We start from the raw sequence: 23,649 nt of genomic DNA, 5'->3' as shown, positions 1-23,649 counted from the left end.
TCGTGAAGATCATTTCTAATCGAGGCACTGATCGCGCCATCGATCAGATCGAGGCCGCACCCGCGACCGCTGACGCCAGCGCCGTCAGTTCAGGCATCTCGATCTTCGGCCTCTCGACGCTGCAAGGCGCGCTGCCGCGCGGCCTGCCCCTGCGCCTGCTGCTGTCCGCCGACACCGTGCTTTCGGAAAGCATGCTGGGCGGCCGATCAGACCGCTTTCTGCGCAACGGCCTAACTGCCCGTCGGCTGGCGGGCGATGCGGCGCGCTGGATGTCGAGCGCCCAGGTCCGGGTCGCCCAAAGTCGGGTGCCGCAGTCTGCTTTCATGTTGCGCGACGTCGACGGCCTGCCCACGCTCGCCATGGTCGGGTCCTGCTCGATCACCACCCCCGGGCTAGGAGTCACGCCCGCCTACCCATTCAGCCTGCTTCAGACGGCGGAGACGCCCACCGAACTGACGACTCTGGCGTCTTGGTTTGAGGAGCAGTGGCGGACCCTGGGCGACAAGCCGGATGGCCGGGATGATTTCCTGAAGCGCCTGACCCGTGTTGCCGACCGCCGTTCGGCATCCGAAGTCCACCTACGTATCCTCGACGCCCTGTTCAACGAGATGGGCGAGGCGCTGGACGAAGAGCGGATCGTGCGGTCCGCGACCGGCATCCGCGACACCACGGTCTGGGCGAAACTCTACCGCTTCCAGCGAGACGGCGTGGTCGGCGCGATCGACAAGCTGCAACGCTATGGCGGCTGCATCATCGCTGACAGCGTCGGCTTGGGTAAGACGTTCGAGGCCTTAGCGGTCATCAAGTATCACGAACTGCGCAACGACCGCGTTCTGGTGCTCTGTCCGAAGCGGCTGAGGGACAACTGGACCCTGTGGAAGGCCAATGACCGACGCAACTCTCTGGCTGGCGACCGCTTCAACTACGACGTTCTGAACCACACCGACCTGTCCCGCGACGGCGGCATGTCAGGGGACATCGATCTGAGCCACGTTAACTGGGGCAACTACGACCTGATCGTCATCGACGAGTCTCACAATTTCCGGAACCGGGCCGCCCACAAGGATCGGGAAGGCCGTTACGACAAACTGATGCGGCAGATCATCAAGGCTGGGGTGAAGACCCGGGTGCTGATGCTGTCGGCGACGCCGGTCAACAATCGTTTGGCCGACATCAAGAACCAGATCGCCTTCGCCACCGAGGGCAATGACGCCGCCCTGGCTGCCCAGAACATTCCGTCGATCGAAGCCACGATCCGCTTCGCCCAGGGGCAGTTCAACCGCTGGCAAGAAATGCCCGAGGCCCGGCGCACCTCGGCTCGGCTGTTGGACATGCTCGGGTTCGACTACTTCCGGCTGCTGGACTTGATGACGATCGCACGCAGCCGCAAGCACGTCGAGCGCTACTACGGCACCAGCGAGACCGGCCGGTTCCCCACGCGCCTGCCACCCTTGAACATTAAGGCCGATGTCGACACCGAGGGCGGCTTCCCCCCAATCGGCGAGATCAACAATGCGATCCGGCGGCTGAACCTCGCCGTTTATGCCCCGCTCCGCTACGTGCTGGATTCGAAGAAGCAGGCCTACGACGAGAAATACAGCCAGCAGGTCCGGGGCGGAGGCGGCGTGTTCAGCCAGTTGGACCGCGAGGAGAGCCTGGTTCACCTGCTTCGCGTCAATCTGCTGAAGCGGATGGAAAGTTCAGTCGCCAGTTTCGCGATGACCCTGCGTCGTCAGCTTGAGTCCGTCGATGCCTTGATCGGCCGCATCGACGCGCACGAAGAGGCTCTGGACGAACCGTCTATCGACGACCTCGATTTGGATGATCCGCTTTTCGAGGTCCTGGCGGTCGGGCGGCGTGTCCGAGTGCTGCTGGCCGACGCCGACCGGGTGCGCTGGCGCCAGGACCTCGAAGAAGATCGCGCCGGTCTCGCCGCCATGCTAATCGACGCCGAGACGATCATCCCCGAACGCGACGCTAAGCTGGCGCGATTGCGGGCCTACATAGCCGAGAAGGTCGCGGTGCCATTCAACGCCGGCAACCGCAAGATCATCGTATTCACCGCCTTCGCTGACACGGCGCGGTATCTTTACGAGGAACTGACCCGATCCGGCGGCATGAACACCGCTTTGGTCACCGGCTCCGGTGGCAACCGCTCAATGGTGAAGGGCCTTCGCTCGGACCTGGGGTCGATCCTCACCGCCTTCTCGCCTCGCTCGAAGGGACGGCCCGACGACCTCGCCGAAGAAGGCGAGATCGACCTGCTGATCGCCACCGACGTTATCAGCGAGGGCCAGAACCTTCAGGATTGCGACTGCCTGATCAACTACGACATCCACTGGAACCCGGTGCGGATCGTCCAGCGGTTCGGACGGATCGACCGGATTGGCTCAATCAACGACACGATCCAGTTGGTCAACTTCTGGCCCAACGTCGATCTGGACACGTACATCGGACTGGAGAAGCGGGTCTCGGGCCGGATGAAACTGCTCGACGTCTCGGCCACCGGCGAGGAGAACATCATCGAGCCTTCGTCCGGCGACGTGATGAACGACCTCGACTATCGCCGTCGCCAGCTTGAGGCGCTTCAGACCACGGTCATCGATCTGGAAGACCTGTCATCGGGTGTGTCGATCGCTGACATGACCTTGAACGATCTGCGCGCCGACTTCGCCGCGCTGAAGCCGGAAGCGCGCGAGGCCTTGGCCTTACTGCCGCTAACGGCGCACGCGGCGGTGTGGGCTGATGATGAGGTGCCCGCCGGTGCGATCTTCTGCCTGCGCGCCGAGACGCCAAAGGCGCTGGCGGCCCTGTCGCCGAACGATCCGCTGCGGCCCCATGTCGTCGTCCATGTCGGGCCAGATGGCGAGATGCTGCTGACGCCGAGCCAGGCCAAGCGGGCGCTGGACCGGACGAAGTATCTGGCTGATTGCGGTCAGACTCCCGACGACTCGGCGTGGGATCGGCTGGATGCAATGACCCGGCAGGGCCGCGTCATGAACCCGTGGCAGGACGCCTTGGCCGCCGCCGTCGCGGCCGTCTCGGGCAAGGCCGAGGAGCGCGCCATCGACAGTCTGTTCAGCGCCGGCGACTTGGCCGATCCCGCCGGCTTCGCGGGCATGGACGACTGGGAGGTCGTCGGGTGGTTCGCGGTGCTGGAACGGCCCGGCACCGCATGACGGCCACCCTCGAACGCCTGTTTGAGGCTCTGGCCCTGCCGGCGGCGACCGCGATCAACCGGCGGGTGCCCAAGACGGTCTTTAACGAGCAGGCCGACTTGTCGGCGGCGGACAAGCGTCTGCTGGACAGCGGTCTGGAGCGTCTGGACTGGCGCAGTACGCTCAGGCCCGCGTCGGTCGGCCTGGCAGCCTATGAGGACGAGGTCCGAGCCTATCCGCAGATCGTGGTCATGTCGGCGCGGCTGCGGCCGGGGGCGGGGGTCGAGCGGCTGACGACCGTAGTCCACCGGGCCATCGCCCATCCGCTGCTATTGCTGTGCGAGGCGAAGGACGGGGTTGTTCTGTCCGTCGGGTTGAAGCGACGCCACGAGCGCGAGACGGAACGGGTGGTGGTCGAGCGGACGGCGGCCTCGCCGTCGCTGACCGTAGCGGCCAACCAGTCCCCGGTGACAAAGGCATTCCTGGCCAGCCTGTCGCTGGACGGGGTTGGCGGGCGCGACCTGTGGACACTGCATCAGGGCTGGGCCGAACGGATCGAAGCCCTGACGGCCGCCGGGATCACCGGCACCTTTCGCCTGCCACGCAACGAGACAGAGGCAGAGGCCCGGCGCACGGGCCTGGCCGAGCATGGCGCGCAGGTCCGCGAGATCGCGACCTTGCGCAAGCGCGCCCAGGCTGAAAAGCAACTGAATCGGCGTATCGATCTGGCGGGGGACGTGGCGCGGGCTGAACAACGGCTCACCCACATCGTCGCCCGATTGAACTGACGCCTGACCGACCGGAGCCCATACCTATGTCATCGCCGACATCCCTGCCCCCGATCACGCCCGTGACGGCCGATGAGCCGGAGGCGATGAGCGCCGATCCGGTGGCGTCCAATGTGCAGGCGCTGAAGGCCCTGTTCCCCGACGCGTTCAGCGAGGGCGGCGTCGATTTCGACACCCTGCGCCAACTACTGGGCGACGCGGTCGATGACGGCGAGGAGAAGTACGGATTGAACTGGAACGGCAAGCGCCGCGCCCGCCGTCTGGCCCTGACCCCGTCCTTGGGAACCCTGTTGCCGGCACCCGAAGACAGTGTCGATTGGGACACGACGAAGAACCTGATGATCGAAGGCGACAATCTGGAAGTTCTAAAGCTGCTTCAGAAGAGTTACGCCGGAAAGGTCAAGCTGATCTACATCGATCCGCCGTACAATACGGGGAAAGATTTTGTCTATCCAGATGACTACGCAGACAGCTTGGGTAACTACCTGCGTCGCACGGGCCAGAGGGATGCCGAAGGCGTCCGCAACTCCTCAAATTCCGAAAGCAGCGGCCGCTATCACACTGATTGGCTCAACATGATGATGCCGCGACTCATGTTGGCGCGAAATCTCATGACAAAGGATGGATGCATCATCGTCAGCATTGATGAAACAGAAGTAGATAATCTTAGAGGCACGTTGAATATAGTATTCGGTGAGCAGAACTTTCTTGGCACTGTCGTTCTGCAAACAGCTACTGACAACAACCCTACCCAAGTGGCCACAGAACACGAGTATATGCTTGTGTACGCGCGGGACGCCGGAGAGGTCGGGCCGTGGGGGCGGCCAAGCGAGAAGGCAGCTAGGATAGTCGCTGAGCACGACCGGCTACGAAAAGAAATAGGTCCTGACAACGCCGCAATCCAGTCTGCCCTCAGAGCATGGATCAGAAAACACCAAGATGAACTGGATGGTGTAACCCATTACGACAATGTGGATGACAAGGGCGTCTTCCACGACGGCGACGTGGCCAACACGAAATTCGGTGGATACCACTATGCCGTGCCACACCCAATAACGGGCAAAACCTGTAAAATACCCGCGAAAGGTTTCCGCTTTCCCGAAGCAACAATGAAGCGGATGATCGCAGACGGCGACATCATGTTTGGTGAGGACGAAACAACACTCATAAAACCTAAGAAGCGCGCGAAGACCGTGACAGAACTTCTTCGATCTATTATTTACGAAGATGGCCGCTCGTCGACAAAACGTCTCGACACTATGATGGCCCGAGGCGTTTTCGACAATCCGAAGTCAGAGACCATTCTATCCCGCTTAGTAGAATTGGCTTCCAGTACGGACGCGATCATTCTCGACTTCTTCGCCGGCTCAGGCACGATAGGCCATGCAGTCATGGCCCAGAATGCGGCCGACAGTGGTCGGCGCCGCTACATTTTGGTGCAACTTCCCGAACCGCTTGACCCCGAGAATAAAGATCAGAAGACGGCCTCCGACTTCTGCGACACGATCGATAGGCCCCGCAACATAGCGGAACTAACGAAAGAACGACTCCGGCGGTCGGCCACGAAGGTACAGGCGGATCATTCGGGCGCCACATTCGACGGTGGCTTCCGCGTCTACAAGCTGGCTGCTTCCAATCTGAAGGCTTGGCAGCCGGGAGCAGACCTGGAGGCCGACCTCTTGTCCGCCGCCGACAACCTGGTCCCGGGGCGTACCGAGGACGATCTGCTGGTCGAACTGCTGCTGAAGCGCGGCATCGACCTGGCCGAGCCCAGCCAAACGCGCGAAATTGGGGGACGCACGGTCCACGCCTTCGGCGGTGGCGTCATGCTGACCTGTCTGGGCGATGTGCGGGTCGCGGACGCCGAGGCCCTGGCCGACGGCATGGCCGACTGGGTCGAAGAACTGGTGCCGGTCGCCCCCACCATGATCTTCTTCAAGGACGCCGGCTTCGAGAACGACGTGGCCAAGACCAACGTGGCCAAGATTCTGGACCAGCGTCTGAACGGGCGCGGCCCTGGCGAGGCCCACCTGCTGGAAGCGGTGCGCAGCGTATGAAACTGCGTTTCGAATCCGACCTGGAGTTCCAGAAGCAGGCCATCGAAGCCGTCTGCGATCTGTTCAAGGGCCAGGAGATCAACCGCACCGAATTCACGGTGTCGCGGGTGAGCGCCGACGCCGCTCAGGCGCAACTGGGGCTGGACGACGACGGCCTGGGGGTCGGCAACCGCCTGACCCTATTGGACGACGAGGTGCTGGCCAATCTGCGTGATGTCCAGCTGCGTCACGCGCTTGCCCCAGCCGAGACGCTGGAGAGCATGGACTTCACTGTTGAGATGGAGACCGGCACGGGCAAGACCTACGTCTACCTGCGCACCATCTTCGAACTGAACCGGCTGTACGGCTTCACCAAATTCGTCATCGTCGTGCCGTCGGTGGCAATCCGCGAGGGCGTGGCCAAGACTCTGGAGATGACCAGGGATCACTTCCGTGCGCTGTACGCCGGACAGCCGATGGACTCGTTCGTCTACGACAGCGCCAAGCTGGGCCAAGTGCGCGACTTCGCCACCTCGTCGACGATCAAGGTCATGATCGCGACCATCGGTTCGCTGAACAAGCTGGACACCAACGTCTTCTATACGCCGCACGAGCGGACCGGCGGCGAACGTCCCGTCGATCTGGTGCGGGCGACCCGTCCCGTGATCATCGTTGACGAACCCCAGTCAGTAGACGGCGGTGCGACCGGCAAGGGGAAACAGGCGCTGGACGAGATGCGCCCGCTTTGCACCCTGCGCTACTCCGCAACCCACGCCACCAAGCATCACATGGTCTATCGGCTCGACGCCGTGGACGCCTATGAGCAGAAGCTGGTCAAGCGGATCGACGTCGCCGGCCTGGAGATCACCGGCGCGCACAACACGCCCTACGTCCGGGTCACCGACATCAAATTTTCCAAGACGAAGGCGCCGGTCGCCTCGGTCGAGATCGATATGCAGGGTCAGGGTACGATCCTACGTCAGATCAAGACCGGCCTGACTGACGGGCGCGACCTGGCTGACCTGACCAAGCGCGAGGTCTACCGCGACGTCTCCATCGGCACGATCGAAAGGTCGGCGACCGGCGAGGCGTTGATGCAGTTGAACCTGCCCGGCGACGTGAAGTGGCTGCGGGTCGGCGAAGCGCATGGCGACGTCGATCGCGGCAGCATTGTCCGTCGCATGATCCAGCGCACCATCAAGGAGCATTTCGACCGCGAGAAGGTGTTGAGGCCCTTGGGCATCAAGGTCCTGAGCCTGTTCTTCATCGACCGCGTCGATCACTACCGCGTCCATGGCGACGACGGCTCCCGCGCGATGGGCCCCTACGGCGTGATCTTCGAGGAAGAGTACCGCAAGCTGGCGACCCACCCTGATTACCGCTCCGCCCTGTTCGGGGAAGGACCGATTGAGCCCGACCGCGCCCACGACGGCTACTTCTCTCGTGACCGCAAGGGCAAGGTCACCGAGCCGGAGGTCAACGCCTCTGGCGATCTGAAGAACGCCGCCAGCCGCGAAGACGCCGAGCGCGGCTTCCACCTGATCATGCGCGACAAGGAGAAGCTGCTGGATGAGAAGGAACCGCTGCGGTTCATCTTCTCGCACTCGGCTCTCCGCGAGGGCTGGGACAATCCCAACGTCTTCCAGATATGCGTGCTGCGCGAGATGGGCGGCGACCGTGAGCGCCGCCAGACCATCGGTCGGGGGCTGCGTCTGTGCGTCGACAGCAAGGGCGAACGCCGGCGCGATGAAGGCCTGAACGTCCTGACCGTCATCGCCGAAGAAAGCTACGCCAGCTTCGCTGAGGGGCTCCAGAACCAGATCGAGACCGACCTGGGCATCAACTTCGGAACGGTCACCAAGGACGCCTTCGCCCACCTGCCCGTCGAAGACGACGACGGCGTGCTGGCCCCTCTGGGCGTGGCCGCCTCGACCGCCTTGTTCGATTACCTCCAGGCGCAGGGCTACCTGAACGCCAAAGGCAAGATCGACGACAGCCTGCGCCGCGAACTGAAGGCCGGGACGCTGAAGCTGCCCGAAGCCTTCGACGCCGTGGCGACCCACGCCCGCGCCCTGCTGACTAAGCTGGCCGGTCGCCTCGACGTCCGCGACGCCGATAAGCGGGTGCGCATCGGCATGAACCGCGAGGTCTTCCTAGGCGAGGAGTTCCGCAGCCTCTGGGAACGCGTCTCGGCCCGGACGACCTATCGCGTCACCTTCGACAACGAGGCCTTGGTCGCATCCGCCGCCGAGCGACTGAAGGCATCGATCCAAGTGGCTCCGGCTCAGGCCCGCTGGCGCAAGGGCGAGATGGAAATCTCCAAGGGCGGCGTGTCCGGCGTACGCGAGACAACGTCCCAGTTCATGACGCTGTCGGCCGAGAACGCCGCCGTGCCGGACGTGCTGGGCGAACTGCAAAACCGAACCGAACTGACCCGCCGAACTCTGGCCCGCGTCCTGATCGACAGCGGCCGGCTTGACGATCTGCGCCAGAACCCCGCTTCGTTCATCGACCAGGCCGCCGACCTGATCAACCGCGCCAAGGTCGATGCCTTGGTCGATGGGGTCCGCTATCAGGCCATCGGCCCGGACAGCGTCTACGCCCAGGAACTGTTCGAGACCGAGGAACTGAACGGCTACCTCGACAAGATGGTGGAGGTGCAGAAATCGGTCAGCGACGCCATCCGCTACGACTCGACGGTTGAGCGCACCTTCGCCGAGGCCTTGGACGCCAACGAGGCGGTGAAGGTGTTCGCCAAGCTGCCCGACTGGTTCAAGGTGCCGACACCGCTGGGGCCGTATAACCCCGACTGGGCTGTGCTCCTGACAGACGAGGCCGGCGACCGGCTATATTTCGTGGTCGAGACCAAGGGTAGCCAGTTTCTCGAAGACCTACGAGCGTCGGAGGCGGCGAAGATCCAGTGCGGCGCCGAGCATTTTCGCGAGATCGCCCGGTCGGAGCGGGAGCCGACGTTCATGCAGGCGGCGACGGTGGAGGATGTGCTCAAGCAGGCGGCAGTGGGGGCTAGCCGAGGTGGCAGCCGGCGCTAATCTTCAACTATCAGCGCTTTGGCATGACCAAGGTGAAAAGAGGCCGTGGGGCGGCCTTGGCAATCGCTGCCGCCACCGCCCATAGATTGATCAAGCCCGCCGCTTCGATTGTCTCATCGGCGGCGTCTTCGTTCAGGACGTGGAGAAGCCGACACTCGCCGTTCTCGATAAAAGCGTGCCGGTAAACCTGGGCCATGTCGTTAAGCTCGGCCAGGATCAGCATGTAGGATTGATCGACGCCCCGTTCGAGCGAGTCGATGTAGGCGGCGGCCTCCGCTGCCGTCCCGTCGACGGCCAAAGTCTGCTTCTGGTGTTCAGCCAGAGCAGCGAACACGACGCCGGGCGCCGCTTCCACCGCCGCCCGCCGGGCGTCCGGCAGGGACACCCCCAGGCTGCGCAAGCGCATCATCAACCGCATTTCAGCCAATTCGCGCGGTGTGAAGCTTGCCCGGCCTCCTTCGCGTGGCCGCAACAGGCCTTGGCTGCGCCAGTCACGTTGCAGGTGCAGCGGTGTGCTGGTGATGGCTGCCGTTTCCGAGGGCGTGAACTGGCCCTCTCGGTATCGGAGCGAAATCTCAGCGCTTGACATCCTGCTCATCCCGTGTGAACCAAACACTAACCGCATCGACGACACGGTATTAGATGTTGGTTACGTTATGAACCGCGCCAACGCGACGCGCAAGCGCAATCACAGGAGGAGAAAATGATTTTGCCGATCGACGTGAGCGGTTACGACATGGCCGAAACGCTGGCCAAGGACCGCCGTCGCCGTGGCGAAGCCGAACTGAGCGAAGGGATGGCCGACCTGGACGCCCTGCTGCTGCCGTTCGCCCTGGCGGTGGCGCGCCTGTCGGCGCGGGTGCGGGTGGCGGGCGACGTCCAATGAGTCGAGTCGCCATCCACCTGGCCGGTGCCCTGCCTGTCGATCACAACACGATCTGTGCGGTTTTCCGCGAAGTCCGGCTGTCGGGTGGACGCGTTGTGGTGCTGACCGATGATGCCGGCGAGGACGACGAAACGCCCCGCCAACTGCTCTATCGACTGGGTGACGAGTTCGACCGGCTGTTCAGCGTCGCTGGCGAAGAATTCTACGAATGGATCGTGGACGGCGACAACGGCCCGCAGCTCGCGACAGCGACGGCGCCCTGATGCGCGCCTTGCCCCCGCCCGGCAGCCGGGTCGCCTTCTATAGCCGCTACTCCACTGATCGCCAGAAGCAGGCTTCCATTGAAGGCCAGGAGCGCCTCTGTGCTGCGTATGCCTCTGAGCGGAGTTGGTTGGAGTTCAAGCGGTTCAGCGACGCAGAGCGCTCCGGTACCACCACCATGGGTCGCGCGGGCTTGTTCGAGATGCTGGCTGCGGCGGAACGTGGCGAATTTGATGTGCTCCTGGTCGAGGACATCGACCGCACCAGCCGCGATGCGGCCGATATGCACCAGATCGCCAAGGACCTGGACGAGTTGGACGTCGTCATCTGCACCGTTGTCAGTGGTGTGGTCACGGACATCGAACTGGCTTTCAAGGCCGTTCAGAACAAGGAGTTCATCAAGCAGACTGTCTTCAAGTCCAAGCGGGGCCAGGAACTGGCGGTCAGCCAAGGCCGCATGTCTGGATCGATCCCTTATGGCTATTGCAAGGTCCACAAGTTGGATGCCAAGGGCCAGCCCATCAACGGGCTACGGGAGATTGAGCCCAAGAAGGGGGCCATTGTTGTCCGCATCCACAACGAATTCGACGCCGGTCGCACCACTTTCGAAATCTGCGCGGCTTTGAACGCCGACGGCGTGCCCGGGCCGAAGGGAAAGGACTGGCGTCCCGGCGCGCTCCTGGGCAACCGTAACGGGGGTTTGGGCATTCTGCGCAACCCCATCTACACCGGCGAATACCAGTTTCGGAAGACCAGCCGCCGGCGCCGCAAGGGGCGGATGAAGACCCGTTTCACCGCGCATTCGGAACGCATGATTACGCAGCACCCGGAGCTGGCGATCATCGATCAAGGCCTGTGGGACCGCAACCAAGCGCGCCTTGCTGAGAACTTCGACCGTCCGTTCTACACCAAGCGCAAGGTCGAATACGTCTTCAGCGGTAAGGTTCACTGCGGCGTCTGCAAGTCCACCTGCATCGTCAACACCGGCAAGTTCGTCTGCACGGGCCGCCAGTTGAAGGGCATCTGCTCCAATTCCCGCCGCGTGCCGCGCGAGGCGGTAGAGACCTCCATCTTTAACCGCATCAAGGTCCACGTCCTGAACACGGCCGTTCTCGGCCCCGCTCTGTCGGCTTTTCGCGAGGAGGTCGAAAGTGCCCGGGCCGACCACGCCGCCAAAGTCCAGTCCCAGCGCGATCGCCTGAAGAACATCGACGAGTGCATATTCAATCTTATGGTCCAGCTTGGCGGCGCCGCGGAGTCGTCCTTCGCCAGCCAACTTCTGCTGACCGAGCTGGAGCGCCTGGGCGCAGAGAAGCGGGGCCTTGAACTTCAGGTCAAACAGGTGCCGCCCCCACCGCCCGTGGGCGGCGACATCGAGGCGATCATCGCCTCCATCTCGGGCACCCTTGATGACCTGCACACTGCGCTCCAGGCTGACGACGCCGAAGCTGCCCGGGCCAAGGAACTGCTGCGGGGTCTGATTACCCGGATCGTGCTGGTCCCCACTCCGGGCACGGTCGCGGATGGCCGGGGTGCGGGCGACATGACCATCACCGTGGAGGGGCCCATGGCTGCCCTGATCGATCTCGCCGGCTTCAACGTCGATCGCGTTGCCAAGCATGGACATCGGCCGATGTTCGGTCTGGGCAACGCGATTGACGTCTGGACCATCTCCTACGTACTGGAGTGGCGCGACCCCCGTTTGGCCACGGTGCGGGCCGACCTGCCGATCCTCGCGCGCCTGCTGGATGAGGCTGACGTGCCGGTGCCCATGGACAGGATGGCCCGGGCCCTCGGCGAGGCGGGCCCCACCACCGGGCCCGACACGGACCGCTCGCCGGACCAGCGCGCCCGCAACGCCGTCGGCTATCTGCAGGAACAGGGCCTCATCCGCTGCATCAACATGCGCAGTCCCGACACCGGGTATGTCTGGAACGACCGGGGGCTGAGCGACGACGACTGGAAGGCGCGCATCGCCCAGCCCCCGATGATCCAGACCATCCCGGTCATGCGCCTCAGTGCACCCGAGGCCGTCGTGGTGGTCGTCGGTCCTCCTCGCACCGACGAGGGGGCGGACGATTGATATATGGTCCGTAACCCGATGGCTCGTCTTGCGCTTCGTCCTTCGCCCAACGACTGGGCCGATGACGAGCCGATGACCCTGAAGGAAGCGGTGGCGGTCTTCTACCCCCAAGGACCGCTCACAGTGTCCTCCCTACGCACGGAGATCATCAACGGCCGGCTGCCCACGGCCATGGTCGCCGGTCGCTACTACGTCACCCCCGCCAACCTCAAAGCCCTGTTCCAACCGCGCACCCTGTCATGCCCCGAAAGCCAAAAGGCCCCCGACTTCATCTACGCCCGGCGCGAGTCGACCGACGGACAGAAGCCGTCTACGTCATCCGCGATGGTCGAACAGAGGTCAGCACTGGCTGCGGCCCGAATGAGTTTGAAGGCGCTCAAGAAGCGCTCTGGCAGTACCTCGGAGCGAAACGCCAACCGGAACCGCAACATGGACGCGCCCGCGACCCCGATCATGTCCTGATCGCCGACGTCATCGCCCTGTATGCACGGGAAAAGGCACCGAGCGTCGCTGACCCCGTGTCTTGCCGGGGGCGGCTGGAAACTCTCTTGGAGTTTTGGGGAGAGGCGACTGTCGGCGACATCAAGCGGTCGAGTTGCAATGACTATGTGGCTTGGCGCGTGCTTCAACCGAACCGGTCCTACAAGGACACCGCGAACGCGCCTCGGGTCAGCGATCAGTCCGCCCGCCGGGAACTTGAGGACCTGTCCGCCGCCGTCTCCTATTGGAACGGCGAGTTTCCCCTGACCCGGCTGCCGGTCTTCACCCTCCCGGACAAAGACGAGGGCAATCGCGACGCCCTGACTCGCCAACAGGCCGCCCGGCTGCTGAAGGCAGCGATGGGCTATCGCTTGGACAAAACGACCGGGAAGTGGACTCGGCTGGTGCCGTCGAGCCGCAAGAACCGAGCCCATCTGCGCCGGTTTCTGCTCATGGGTTTCTATACGGGGACGCGGCCCGGGGTTCTGCCGAAGGTGCGGTGGGAGATGTCGGACGAGTCGGCATGGGTCGATCTGGACGCGGGCATCATCTATCGGCGCGGTCGTCGGGAGCGGGATCATCGCAACAAGCGTCGCCCGCTGGTTAAAATCCCGGGTCGCCTGCTGGCCCATCTGCGCCGCTGGCGCCGGATGGATAGCCTCTCCTTTGCTGACGGCGGTGACGACGACGATGGTCCGGGCACGGTGATCCACCATGGCGGCCGCGCGCTGGCTGGCCGGATTCGCACGGGGTTTGAAGGGATCGCACGGGATGCCGGTCTGGACCCCGAGACCCTGACGCCTCACTGGATGCGCCACACCTGCGCGACTTGGCTGATGGAGAATGACGTTCCGGTATGGGAAGCCGCTGGCTACCTCGGCATGACCGTCGAGATGCTGGAGAGGAACTACGGTCACCACAGGCCTAATCATCACGCCAGCGCCCGTTCGGCCTTTACGAACACCAAGGACCGGTGACCGGCCTTAACCGTCGTGATACAAATCCTCGGATATTAGCACCTAACCTCTGAGGTTTCGTAGCCTTTGACCAACGCGCCAACCAACCGTGACCTTGCCCGTAAGACCCTTGCCGCACGAGGCATGATGCGTCTCGCTGACCTCAAAGCCGTCGGCGTCACTGCCGCAACGGTCCGTCGAATGCTGGACGCAGGCGAGGTCGTGAAGCTGGCGCGCGGCCTCTACCAGGCGACGGACGCAGACTACACAAGCAACCACACGCTCGCGGCAGCAGCCCTGCGGGTCCCGAACGGCATCATCTGTCTGGTGTCCGCTCTCACCTATCATGGCCTGACCGATCAACTGCCGTCCAAGGTCTGGATGGCGATCGGACATAGGGACTGGTCGCCCAGCGCCTCACAGCCGCCGCTGCGGATCGTTCGGTTCGCGGATCACCTGCTGGAGACCGGCGTCGAGACCGTCGTCATCGAAGACGTGCAGGTCCGCATCTTTGGTGTTGCCAAGACCATCGCCGATGCCTTCCGCCACCGCCGCACCGTCGGGCTTTCTGTTGCCCTGGAGGGGCTCCAGGAAGCGCTTCGGCAGCGAAAGGCCAGTCCGTCCGACATCCTGATCGCAGCAGAACAGGGTCGGGTCGGAACGATCGTCCGGCCCTATCTGACGGCGCTAACCGCCAATGGCTGACCCAGCCCGCAACATTGAAGCCTCGGTCCGCGCACGGCTGCTGAATCTTTCGCGGGAGACGGGGCGGCCTTTCGAGAGCCTCCTTGTGCATTATGCACTGGAGCGTCTGTTGTATCGGCTGGCACGAACGGAGCACGCCGAGCGCTTCGTGCTCAAGGGCGCCATGCTGCTCATAACCTGGCTCGAAATCCCGCTCCGAGCCACGCGTGACATCGACTTCCTTGGCTTCGGCGAGCCGAGCCCTGAGGGCATGTTGCAGGTCTTCCGCGAGGTCCTTGCCGTCGATGTCGACGACGGCGTCGCCTTCGACATCGACGCCCTGAAGGTCGACAGAATTCGCGAGGAGGTCGCCTATGGGGGCCTGCGCTTGCAGACCACTGCCACCATCGACAAAGCCAGGATCAAGGTCACGATCGACATAGGCTTTGGAGACGCCACCGAGCCGGGCATCCAGGAGTTGGACTACCCCGCCTTGCTCGATTTCCCTGCACCCCGATTGCGGGCCTATGCCCGCGAGACGGTCATAGCCGAGAAGTTCCAGGCTATGGTCGACCTCGGACGGGCCAATACCCGGCTCAAGGACTTCTACGACATCTGGGTGCTGAGCCGTCTGTTCACCTTCGACGACGACCGGCTGGCGCGGGCCATGGCGGCAACCTTTGCTCGGCGCGGCACACCATTGCCAACCGAACCGCCCGACGCCCTGACGCCGGCCTTCTCAGGCGATCCGGAAAAACAGGCGCAGTGGCGGGCTTTTGTAGAAAATGTTGCTGAGGACCCCGGCACCCTCGACGGCGTCGTGGTTGCGTTGGCCGGCTTCCTCATGCCGCATGTCGTCTCCGCTTCCCGTCTTGATCGGGCGCCCCCGTGTTTCCCCCCAGATACGACCTCGTAGGAAGACTTTTTGCGCTAAAACTTACCCCTGAAACCCCTGCTATGACTGGACAGCATCTGTATCGCCCTTGTTCACACCGAGGGGGTCACAGGTTCAATCCCTGTCGCGTCCACCATTTCCACTTCGATCTAAACTTGGCCTTGCGTTCCCCAGTTCTTGGGCCACGCGCCCGTGACGGAACGATAGGCGAGGGCCAATGCGCCGACCAGGCCCGCGGACACCCCCGCGGTCGGCGCCGCGATATAGGTCTTCATATCCAGATCCCGCAGGCTCGCGTCATAGCCGCCAAGCTGTTTCACCAGCGCCTGTCTGACCAGATCGTACATGTGCGGCTGCATCACGCCGCCGCCGATGATGATTCGCTCCGGCCGCAGCGTGTAGGTCAAGTTGGTGCACAGGCCGGCGATATACTCCGCCGCCATCGGCCAGGCCGGATGATCGTGAGAAAAAGTCTCGGCCGCCGCGCCACAGCGCGCTTGCAGCGCCGGCCCGCTCACCAGGCCTTCCAGGCAGTCGCCGTGGAAGGGGCAGACGCCCGAGAACGTCTGGTCGCCCTTGGCGCGCGGCAGTCGGATATGACCGGCTTCGGGATGGTTCGCACCGCCATGCGGCGCGCCCCCGATCATCACCCCGACCCCGACGCCCGTGCCGACCGTGACGTAGCAGAAGCTCTCCAGCCCTTGCCCGCTGCCGAACAGGCGTTCGCCCACGGCCGCGCCGTTCACGTCGGTGTCCAGCGTCATTGGAACATCGATGAAACGGCGCAGATGGGCCAACAGGTTGACGTCGCTCCAGCCGGGCTTGGGCGTGCTGGTGATAGCGCCGAAATCCGGCGCGTCCGGTTTCAAGGACAAAGGGCCGAAACTGACGATCGCCAGCGCAGAAAGCCGGCCGTGCCTCGACTGGGCGTTGACGAAGAAGGCTGCAACCGCATCGAGCGTCTCGTCGGGCGACGTCGTGGGTATACGAATCTGGTCGACACCGCCGAGGAGGATGGGTTGGGTAGACATGGCTCCTGTCTTTCGGGTGCGACGAAGGTTCGCGGGACTGAACATCAAATAGGGCCAAGCGTTCAAAGCCCATGACCCTTCTAGCCCGCCTGTTCATCGCCTTCGACGCCGCCGCCAAGATTTTGATGCGCAAGGAGAGACTGCTGTGAGCCGCTTTTGCATGGTGCTGGATTTGGCGATTGCGTCTGACCGAATGCATCGCCACCTTCACCGCAAGATCAAGATATGAGACGAGGACGCCGATGGCTCGCAAACCCAACTACAGCTTTGAGCGTCAGGAACGCGAGCGCGCCGCAGCGCTGAAGGCGGCCGAGAAGGCGGCGGCGAAGGCCGAACGCAAGGCTGAAGCTGCGGCGGAAAAGTCGCCTTCTTCGGAAGACTGACATTTCGCGGCAAAATCCGCCTGCCTTTTCGTTGTTTGAATAGGCGCGAAGCCCTATTCTTGCGCGATGACACGCTGGACCCCCGAAAGCTGGAGAACCAAGACCGCCCTGCATATGCCGGCGGACTATCCGGATCCTGCCGCCCTCGCGCGGGTGGAAGACGAGCTGCGCGCCTTGCCGCCGCTGGTCTTCGCCGGCGAAGCGCGGCGCCTGACGTCGAAGCTGGCGCAGGTCGAGCGGGGCGACGCCTTCCTGCTTCAGGGCGGCGACTGCGCCGAGAGCTTCAAGGAGTTCTCGACAGACAATATCCGCGACACCTTCCGCCTGATCCTGCAGATGGCGGTCGTCCTGACGTTCGCTGGGCGCAAGCCGGTGGTGAAGGTAGGGCGGATCGCCGGCCAGTTCGCCAAGCCCCGCTCGTCGCCATTGGAAGAGATCGACGGCGTCGAACTGCCCAGCTATCGCGGCGACATCATCAACGGCATGGGCTTCACGCCAGATGAGCGCGCGCCCGATCCGCAGCGTCTGATCCGCGCCTATAACCAGTCGGCCTCGACGCTGAACCTGCTGCGCGCCTTCGCCGGCGGCGGCTATGCCGACCTGTACAATATCCATCGCTGGACCCTGGGCTTCGCCGGCGACAATGCCGCCGGCGCCCAGTACCGTGAGCTGGCCGACAAGATCACCGAGGCCCTGGCCTTCATGGAGGCGGTCGGCGTCACGCCCGAGACGCATCCGGACCTCAGCCGGGTCGAGGTCTTCACCAGCCACGAGGCCCTGCTGCTGAACGTCGAAAGCGCCCTGACGCGTCTGGACGGCGGTTCGGGTGAATGGTTCGACACCTCGGCCCACATGCTGTGGATCGGCGAGCGCACGCGTCAGCTGGACGGCGCCCACGTCGAGTTCATGAAGGGGATCAAGAACCCGATCGGCGTGAAGTGCGGGCCGACCATGACCGCCGACGACCTGCTGCCGCTGATCGACGCCCTAAACCCGGACAATGTTTCCGGTCGTCTGACGCTGATCGGACGCTTCGGTCACGACAAGGTCGGCGAGCGCCTGCCCAAGCTGATGCGCGAGGTGAAGGCCTCGGGCCGCAAGGTGATCTGGTCCATCGACCCGATGCACGGCAACACGTTGAAGGCCGGCAATGGCTACAAGACCCGGCCGTTCGACCGGATTCTGGGCGAGGTCCGGACCTTCATCGACGTGGCCGAGGCCGAGGGCGTCCACCCCGGCGGCGTCCACCTGGAAATGACCGGCCAGAACGTCACCGAATGCATCGGCGGCGCCCAGGCGGTTACAGAGGACGATCTGTCCAATCGCTACCACACCCACTGCGATCCGCGCCTGAACGCCGACCAGGCGCTGGAGCTGGCCTTCCTGGTCGCGGAGCGGCTGAAGGCCGGGCGGGTGGCGCAGTCGGCGGCGGCCTAGCCGTCGTCAGCGCCCCAGATGCGGGCCGATCCGGTCATGGTGACGCCACCGAGGCAGCGCCAGATCGATCCGAGACCGAGGGAGTGATCGATGCAAGTAGCGGCTCCAACTGAGGAAAAGCCCGGCCGGGTCGCCTATCAGGGCGCGCCCGGATCGTTCAGCCATGAGGCCTGTCTGGCCCTGCGTCCGTGGGACGAGGCGGTGGCGTTCGAAACCTTCGCCCAGGCCCTGGATGCGTTGCGCGCCGGCGACTGTGGTTGCGCCCTGATCCCTGTCGAGAACTCGACCATCGGCGTGGTCGAGCCGGCGGCGACGCTGGTCGGTGCGATTGGCGTGGAGCCGGTCGCTCAGGTCTGGCGGCCGATCCGTCATGCGCTGATGGCGATCGACGGCGCGCGTCTGTCCGATATCCGCACGGTCGAGAGCCACCCCATCGCCCTAGCCCAGTGCAAGGACACGCTGGCCGGTTTGAATGTCGAGGTCATCGAGCATTTCGATACCGCAGGCGCGGCGCGCGATGTGGCAGAAGCGGGCGACCCGACACGGGCGGCCATCGCCCCGGTCGGCGCCGCCGAGGTGTATGGTCTGTCGATCCTGCGCAACGACTTGCAGGATTCCGGCGATAATCAGACGCGTTTTGTCCTGTTGAGCTTGCCTGAGGCTTGACGGCGCACGGTCTTTGCGTCCTTAAGACACCCACGGATCGCAACACGATCCGCATAGACCGGAACCGGACCATGTCCCGCCTGCGCGCTCTTTCTGTTTCTTTCGACCGTTCGCGCGCGGTTTCCGGCCTCTATTTCGGCTACGGCTTTTACGGCTTTCGATACGCCGGCTGAGGCGTCGGGCGCACTCCGTCCCTGACTGCTTCACCGGCGACCGCTCTGGACCAGAGCGGCTGTTCGCCCCTGCACATATCGAATCTCAGAATCCTGAAAGCCCTATCCCATGCCCCATTCCAACCTTCAGCAAGTCTGGCCTGACATGGCCGACCTGACCCCCGAACAGCAGGCGCTGGCCGCCCTGCGCGCCGAAATCGACGGCATCGACGACCAGATCCTGGCCCTGTTCGAGCAACGCCTGGCCATCGCCGCCACCGTCGGCCGGGCCAAGGACGCGCCCACGGGACCGCACACCAAGCTGCGTCCCGATCGCGAACAAACCGTCCTCTCGCGCATGCTCAAGCAGGCCAAGCCCGAGAACGCCGAGGCGGTTGAACATCTGTGGCGCGAGATCGTCGGATGGGGCCTGGCGCGCCAGGGCCGCCTTCAGGTGCAGGTCTGGGCCCCGATCGAACCGACCCGCGCCTATGACGGCGCGCGCCTGCGTTTCGGCGCCGCCGCCGACATCAAGATGGTGCGCGATCCGCAAAAGGCCCTGGCCTTCGCCGCCGAGGGCCACGGGATCGCCGTGCTGGCGATCAATACCGAGGACGCTTGGTGGATGGGCCTGCGCCGCGAATGGTCGATGTTGAGCGTGTTCGACGGCTACGGCGGCGAGACGCCGACGTCTCTGGCGGTTGGGAAGATCGATCCGCCGGCTCTGCCCAAGGGCCGACGCGTGGTGGTCACAGCGGGTGGGGACGCCGGCGACGGCGGCGGCGCCCGGCGCTGGGGCCTGAACACCCATCACGGCTGGACCATCGCCCTGACGGACGCCGATCTGGCGCCAGGCGACGCCGAGGGCTGCGTCGGCGCGATCGGCTGATCTGACACGGCCGCATCCGGCGAACGGATGCGGCCATTGTCGTTTCAGACCGCCATATTGTCGATCAGGCGCGTCTTGCCCAGCCAGGCGGCGGCCAGGATGCGGGCGGGGGCGTCGACGATGTCGTTGCGGAAGGGCGTAAGGTCCTCGGCGTGGCGGATGGCGACGTAATCGACCCGATCAAACCCGGCTTTTAGAAGGGCGGCATAGGCTTCACGCTCAACGCCGGGCAGGGGGCGGCCGCTTGAGGCATGGACGCCGGCTTCCGCCAGAATGCCGTTCAGCCGGCGCGCGGTCTCAAGCTCAGTCTCGGACAGGTAGGCGTTGCGTGACGACAGGGCCAGGCCCCAGCCGTCCCGCTCCGTCGGCGCGCCGACGATCTCGACCGGCAGGTCCAGGTCGCGCACGAACCGACGAACGACCATCAGCTGTTGGTAGTCCTTCTCGCCAAAGACGGCGACATCGGGCTGGACCTGGTTGAACAGCTTGGTGACCACCAGGGCGACCCCGCCGAACATCTGCGGCCGGAAATCGCCCTCAAGACCCAGCGCCGGGCCCGCGACGGCGACGGTTGTCGCAAAACCCTCCGGATACATCTCGTCGGCTGAGGGCGCGAACATCAGGTGGCAGCCGGCGCCGGCCAGCAAACGGGCGTCGTCCTCCTGCTGGCGGGGATATTTGCCCAGATCCTCATGCGCCGCGAACTGGGTGGGATTGACAAAGTTGGAGGCGACGACGCGGTCGGCGCGGCGTGCGGCCTCGCGCACCAGGGTCAGGTGGCCTTCATGCAGGGCGCCCATGGTCGGAACCATGCCGACGCTCAGGCCTTGACGTTTCCAGTCCCGGACGATCGCCCGCAGGTCGGCGACGGTGCGGACGACGGGGAGGGGGGCGGCGTCTATCATGATGAAGCGATTAACCTTTCCGCTTAAGCCTGTTGATGCACCAGACCGCAAAGTCTGGGCTCTAGGGTCGTGCTTATGACGCCCGCAGAAGCGACCCGTCCAGTTCTGATCGCCCTGGCTTTCGCCAGCAGCCTAGCCGTCGCCGGCTGTGGCGCGGTGGACAGCGATCCCCATCGATTCAGTGCGATGGCCGAGAACGTCGCGGCGATCGACATTCCGCTCTCGGCCGGTGACCGCGAAACCCGGCATGCCGTGACTGAAAAGGCCGGACTGCGGCCTGTGCGCTTCACGCCGGTTAAGGTCGAAGTCATGGATCCCCACGCCATGTGGGACGCCCGAGACGTTCAGGTAGGCCTTCGCCCCGTCGGTGAAGATGCAGGCCTGCGCGATGCGGTCGTTCGGGCTGCCTCGCCCGCAGTTGTCAAAGCCGTGGCGGATGAGGCGGTCTCGCGGGTTCGCCCGCCGGTGTTGCGTCCCGCCAGCCTTACGACGGCGCGTGAGACCGGACGAACAATCCAACTGGGCGCCTATGCCAGTGCGGCCGGCGCGCGTCAGGCTTGGGATCGGATGAAGGCCACGTCAGACCTGTCGGGATTGTCGCCGATCTATCAGGAGGTTGAAGTCAACGGCCGTCGGCTGACGCGGCTGAAGGTCGGGCCGGTCTCGACCGAAACCGCCGCTGCGGTGTGCCGCTCCGCCGCTGTCGCCGACGCTTGGTGCGCGCGCAACAGCTGACCGACCCCGGTTCGCCGTCCACAGGTCTGCGTTAAGGTTCCGTTGACGTTTGGCCCGTTGAGGCCGAGTCTCGCCGGACCTAGGACCGCGCAGTCTGAGTCGCGCGGTCGGCACAGAGGATTCCCTCGAATGACGCAGCCGCATGTGATCGTCCTCGGCAACGAAAAGGGCGGGGCGGGCAAGTCCACCCTGGCCATCCACATCGTGACCGGCCTGCTGCACGCCGGGCGCTCGGTGGCGATCATCGATCTGGACCTGCGCCAGCGCTCGATGCAGCGGTTCTTCCAGAACCGCGCCGCCTGGCTAGCCGCGAACGGTCACGAGCTTCCCCAACCCTTCGTGCCCGACATGGGCGACGGCAAGGCCCTGGCCAAGGCGGATGTCGCCGACCAGATCGCCACCTTCGAGCGCGCCTTCGACGAGGCGGCGGCGCGGGGCGTCGACTGCATCCTGATCGACACGCCCGGGGGGGACACGGCCGTTTCGAGCGCCGCCCACGCCCGCGCCGATCAGATCGTGACGCCGATGAACGACAGCTTTGTCGATTTCGACCTGTTGGGCGACGTCGATCCGGTCACCCTGGACCTGCTGAAACCCTCAATCTATTCCGAGAGCGTCTGGGAGGCGCGCAAGCAGCGCGCCATCGCCCAAGGCCGTCACGCCACGATCGACTGGCTGGTGGTCACCAACCGCCTCGCCGTCGCGGAGGCCCGCAACCGCAAGCGTCTGGAAGAACGGATGACCAAGCTGGCTAAACGCGTCGGCTTCCGCGTCGGGCCGGGCCTGCGCGATCGGGTCATCTATCGCGAGCTGTTCCCGTTCGGCCTGACGGTGGCGGACCTGTCGAACGACATCCGGCCGGTCGCGGTGTCCTTGGCCCATGTCGCCGCGCGCCAGGAGATGCGCAATCTGATGATGGCCATGGGCCTGGAGCAGGTTCTCAGCCCTTTGGACGTGGCGGCCTGATCGCCTGATGGGGTTGATCTGGCTGGCCCTGGCGGCGATCGCCGTATGGGCGCTGGTGCGGCTGGGCCGGCAGACCGAGCGACGCGGACGGGGCCACTGGCGCGTGACCGCGACCCTGCTGGGCGCGGTGCTGCTGGCGGGCGGCGCGCTGGCGGCGTTTCGTGGATCGTGGCTGACGGCGGCGGCGCTGGCCGGGGCAGGACTTTATCTGGCCTGGTCGTCCCGACTCCGACCGATCATCCGATCCGAACCCATCAGCGATGCTGACGCCCGCGCCGTGCTGGGCGTCGGGCCTGCCGCGACCGAGGCTGAAATCCGCGCGGCATGGAAACGCGCCATGGCCCGCGCCCACCCAGACCAGGGCGGCACGGAGGGACTGGCGATGCGCGTCAACGCCGCGCGCGATCGACTGCTGGGAAAATCCGGGCGCCGCTGATCGTCAGCCCGGCTTGACGTCCAGCAGTTCGACCGAGAAGCGCAGGGTCGAGTTGGGCGGCAGTTCGTCGCCGCCGACCCAGCGCGAGCCGTAGCCCAGCGAGGCGGGGATGACGAACTCGTAGATTTCCCCGACGCGCATCAGGGCCACGCCCTCGGTCCAGCCCTTGATGACGCGGTTCAGCGGGAACTCGGCCGGTTCGTTGCGGGCGTAGGAACTGTCGAACTCGCGCCCGTCAATGAAGGTGCCGCGATAGTGGACCTTGACCGTGTCGGTCGCCTTCGGCTGAGCGCCCTCGGGGTGGGCCTTGCCGACGCGGCGATATTGCAGGCCGCTTTCGGTGGTGGTCCAGCCGCGCCGCGCGCCGTTCCAGGCGAGGTAGGCGGTGTTGCCGGCGTCCCAGGCCTGCTGCGGCGTCAGGGCCCCCTGGCCGTTGACCTGATCGGCGGCGCGCGCGGCGGCCGAAGCCGTCTCGGCATAGGTCACCGGCTCGCGATGGGTGGCGCAGGCGGAAAGGGCGAGAGCGGCAAGCAGGGGCAGGGCGATACGTGTCATAAGGCGACGCTAGATCAGGCCATCGTCGCTCGCAACGATATTGGTCCGCTCTGTCGAAAAGGTTCCCTGGGGCCTTTATTTCGTCGCGAATGCGCGTATATGTGCGCGCTCCGCAACACTCCATATGAGTCTGCGCGCAAGCGCCGAGGCCCGGTCCGTCGCCCTCCGACCGAGCGAAGGCGCGGCTCCTTCCCAGGGAGCCGGTACATTTCAGGCG

Annotated in this window: 22 protein-coding genes; 18 read left to right on the top strand and 4 right to left on the bottom strand. The window is 64.7% G+C overall.

Annotated features, from left to right (window positions below; all coding sequences use genetic code 11):
* Positions 1-2 precede the first annotated feature (2 nt).
* From BVE01S_RS00140 to BVE01S_RS00125, 4 genes are read left to right on the top strand one after another with little or no spacing between them, the layout of a single operon-like run.
* On the top strand, positions 3-3,179 hold the full coding sequence (locus tag BVE01S_RS00140) for a helicase-related protein (RefSeq protein ID WP_066622793.1): 3,177 nt from the start codon (positions 3-5) through the stop codon (positions 3,177-3,179).
* Positions 3,176-3,946: a DUF4391 domain-containing protein gene (locus tag BVE01S_RS00135; RefSeq protein WP_066622790.1), complete on the top strand. Its 771-nt coding sequence runs from the start codon at positions 3,176-3,178 to the stop codon at positions 3,944-3,946. Before BVE01S_RS00140 ends, BVE01S_RS00135 begins: the two co-directional genes overlap by 4 nt.
* A gap of 26 nt (positions 3,947-3,972) precedes the next feature.
* Positions 3,973-6,003 carry a site-specific DNA-methyltransferase gene (locus BVE01S_RS00130; protein WP_066622788.1) on the top strand — a complete coding sequence of 677 codons (2,031 nt, stop codon included), beginning with the start codon at positions 3,973-3,975 and terminating at the stop codon, positions 6,001-6,003.
* The gene (locus BVE01S_RS00125; RefSeq protein ID WP_066622785.1) at positions 6,000-9,032 is read left to right on the top strand and encodes a type III restriction-modification system endonuclease; all 3,033 of its coding nucleotides are present in this window, start codon (positions 6,000-6,002) and stop codon (positions 9,030-9,032) included. The genes BVE01S_RS00130 and BVE01S_RS00125 overlap by 4 nt, the downstream gene beginning before the upstream one ends.
* Before the next feature lie 10 nt (positions 9,033-9,042).
* Here BVE01S_RS00125 and BVE01S_RS00120 read toward each other — a convergent pair whose 3' ends face one another.
* The gene (locus BVE01S_RS00120) at positions 9,043-9,621 is read right to left on the bottom strand and encodes a helix-turn-helix domain-containing protein (protein ID WP_169802106.1); all 579 of its coding nucleotides are present in this window, start codon (positions 9,619-9,621) and stop codon (positions 9,043-9,045) included.
* A gap of 114 nt (positions 9,622-9,735) precedes the next feature.
* On the opposite strand from BVE01S_RS00120, the gene BVE01S_RS00115 reads away from it, so the two are divergent.
* The 7 genes from BVE01S_RS00115 (at position 9,736) to BVE01S_RS00090 (ending at position 15,298) form a co-directional block, all read left to right on the top strand.
* The gene (locus tag BVE01S_RS00115) at positions 9,736-9,918 is read left to right on the top strand and encodes a hypothetical protein (RefSeq protein WP_066622780.1); all 183 of its coding nucleotides are present in this window, start codon (positions 9,736-9,738) and stop codon (positions 9,916-9,918) included.
* Complete coding sequence (locus tag BVE01S_RS00110) at positions 9,915-10,181, top strand: hypothetical protein (RefSeq protein WP_066622773.1); 267 nt, start codon at positions 9,915-9,917, stop codon at positions 10,179-10,181. The genes BVE01S_RS00115 and BVE01S_RS00110 overlap by 4 nt, the downstream gene beginning before the upstream one ends.
* The gene (locus tag BVE01S_RS00105) at positions 10,181-12,262 is read left to right on the top strand and encodes a recombinase family protein (RefSeq protein ID WP_169802105.1); all 2,082 of its coding nucleotides are present in this window, start codon (positions 10,181-10,183) and stop codon (positions 12,260-12,262) included. The genes BVE01S_RS00110 and BVE01S_RS00105 overlap by 1 nt, the downstream gene beginning before the upstream one ends.
* An 18-nt stretch (positions 12,263-12,280) precedes the next feature.
* Positions 12,281-12,724: a hypothetical protein gene (locus BVE01S_RS17190; protein ID WP_244878332.1), complete on the top strand. Its 444-nt coding sequence runs from the start codon at positions 12,281-12,283 to the stop codon at positions 12,722-12,724.
* Between the two features lie 86 nt (positions 12,725-12,810).
* Positions 12,811-13,719: a tyrosine-type recombinase/integrase gene (locus tag BVE01S_RS00100; RefSeq protein WP_244878331.1), complete on the top strand. Its 909-nt coding sequence runs from the start codon at positions 12,811-12,813 to the stop codon at positions 13,717-13,719.
* Positions 13,720-13,845: 126 nt separating this feature from the next.
* Complete coding sequence (locus BVE01S_RS00095; RefSeq protein WP_218015892.1) at positions 13,846-14,403, top strand: type IV toxin-antitoxin system AbiEi family antitoxin domain-containing protein; 558 nt, start codon at positions 13,846-13,848, stop codon at positions 14,401-14,403.
* Positions 14,396-15,298 (top strand): nucleotidyl transferase AbiEii/AbiGii toxin family protein, encoded by a 903-nt coding sequence (locus tag BVE01S_RS00090; RefSeq protein ID WP_066622761.1) that lies wholly within the window; start codon positions 14,396-14,398, stop codon positions 15,296-15,298. The genes BVE01S_RS00095 and BVE01S_RS00090 overlap by 8 nt, the downstream gene beginning before the upstream one ends.
* A gap of 128 nt (positions 15,299-15,426) precedes the next feature.
* On the opposite strand, the gene BVE01S_RS00085 is transcribed toward BVE01S_RS00090, so the two are convergent.
* Positions 15,427-16,308, bottom strand: a complete 882-nt coding sequence (locus tag BVE01S_RS00085; protein WP_066622758.1) for an ROK family protein — start codon at positions 16,306-16,308, stop codon at positions 15,427-15,429.
* Positions 16,309-16,550: 242 nt separating this feature from the next.
* Here BVE01S_RS00085 and BVE01S_RS16970 point away from each other — a divergent pair, with 242 nt between their 5' ends.
* The 4 genes from BVE01S_RS16970 to BVE01S_RS00070 all read left to right on the top strand — a co-directional run bounded on the left by BVE01S_RS16970 (position 16,551) and on the right by BVE01S_RS00070 (position 19,835).
* A complete protein-coding gene (locus BVE01S_RS16970; RefSeq protein ID WP_165116349.1) occupies positions 16,551-16,691 on the top strand; it encodes a hypothetical protein in 141 nt (46 codons plus the stop codon).
* A 66-nt stretch (positions 16,692-16,757) separates the two neighbouring features.
* Complete coding sequence (locus BVE01S_RS00080) at positions 16,758-18,128, top strand: class II 3-deoxy-7-phosphoheptulonate synthase (RefSeq protein ID WP_066622756.1); 1,371 nt, start codon at positions 16,758-16,760, stop codon at positions 18,126-18,128.
* Between the two features lie 90 nt (positions 18,129-18,218).
* Complete coding sequence (locus BVE01S_RS00075; RefSeq protein WP_066622754.1) at positions 18,219-18,794, top strand: prephenate dehydratase domain-containing protein; 576 nt, start codon at positions 18,219-18,221, stop codon at positions 18,792-18,794.
* Between the two features lie 318 nt (positions 18,795-19,112).
* The gene (locus tag BVE01S_RS00070; protein WP_231868790.1) at positions 19,113-19,835 is read left to right on the top strand and encodes a chorismate mutase; all 723 of its coding nucleotides are present in this window, start codon (positions 19,113-19,115) and stop codon (positions 19,833-19,835) included.
* A 44-nt stretch (positions 19,836-19,879) separates the two neighbouring features.
* Here BVE01S_RS00070 and panC read toward each other — a convergent pair whose 3' ends face one another.
* Entirely contained in the window at positions 19,880-20,740 is an 861-nt protein-coding gene (panC, locus tag BVE01S_RS00065; RefSeq protein WP_066622749.1) for a pantoate--beta-alanine ligase, read from the bottom strand.
* A gap of 75 nt (positions 20,741-20,815) precedes the next feature.
* Between panC and BVE01S_RS00060 the strand changes: the two genes are divergently transcribed.
* From BVE01S_RS00060 to BVE01S_RS00050, 3 genes are all read left to right on the top strand, one after another.
* Entirely contained in the window at positions 20,816-21,475 is a 660-nt protein-coding gene (locus BVE01S_RS00060) for an SPOR domain-containing protein (RefSeq protein WP_066622746.1), read from the top strand.
* A 129-nt stretch (positions 21,476-21,604) separates the two neighbouring features.
* Positions 21,605-22,441 (top strand): division plane positioning ATPase MipZ, encoded by an 837-nt coding sequence (locus tag BVE01S_RS00055; protein ID WP_066622744.1) that lies wholly within the window; start codon positions 21,605-21,607, stop codon positions 22,439-22,441.
* Between the two features lie 7 nt (positions 22,442-22,448).
* Entirely contained in the window at positions 22,449-22,877 is a 429-nt protein-coding gene (locus BVE01S_RS00050) for a J domain-containing protein (RefSeq protein WP_084375219.1), read from the top strand.
* 3 nt (positions 22,878-22,880) lie between these two features.
* Here the strand turns inward: BVE01S_RS00050 and BVE01S_RS00045 are convergent, their stop codons facing one another.
* Positions 22,881-23,432, bottom strand: a complete 552-nt coding sequence (locus BVE01S_RS00045) for an FKBP-type peptidyl-prolyl cis-trans isomerase (protein WP_017506749.1) — start codon at positions 23,430-23,432, stop codon at positions 22,881-22,883.
* Between the last annotated feature and the right edge of the window lie 217 nt (positions 23,433-23,649).

Source organism: Brevundimonas vesicularis NBRC 12165 (genome assembly GCF_001592205.1).
Taxonomy (GTDB): Bacteria; Pseudomonadota; Alphaproteobacteria; order Caulobacterales; family Caulobacteraceae; genus Brevundimonas; species Brevundimonas vesicularis.
Note: the sequence above shows the minus strand (reverse complement) of the source record. Positions and strands in the feature narration are given on the sequence as shown.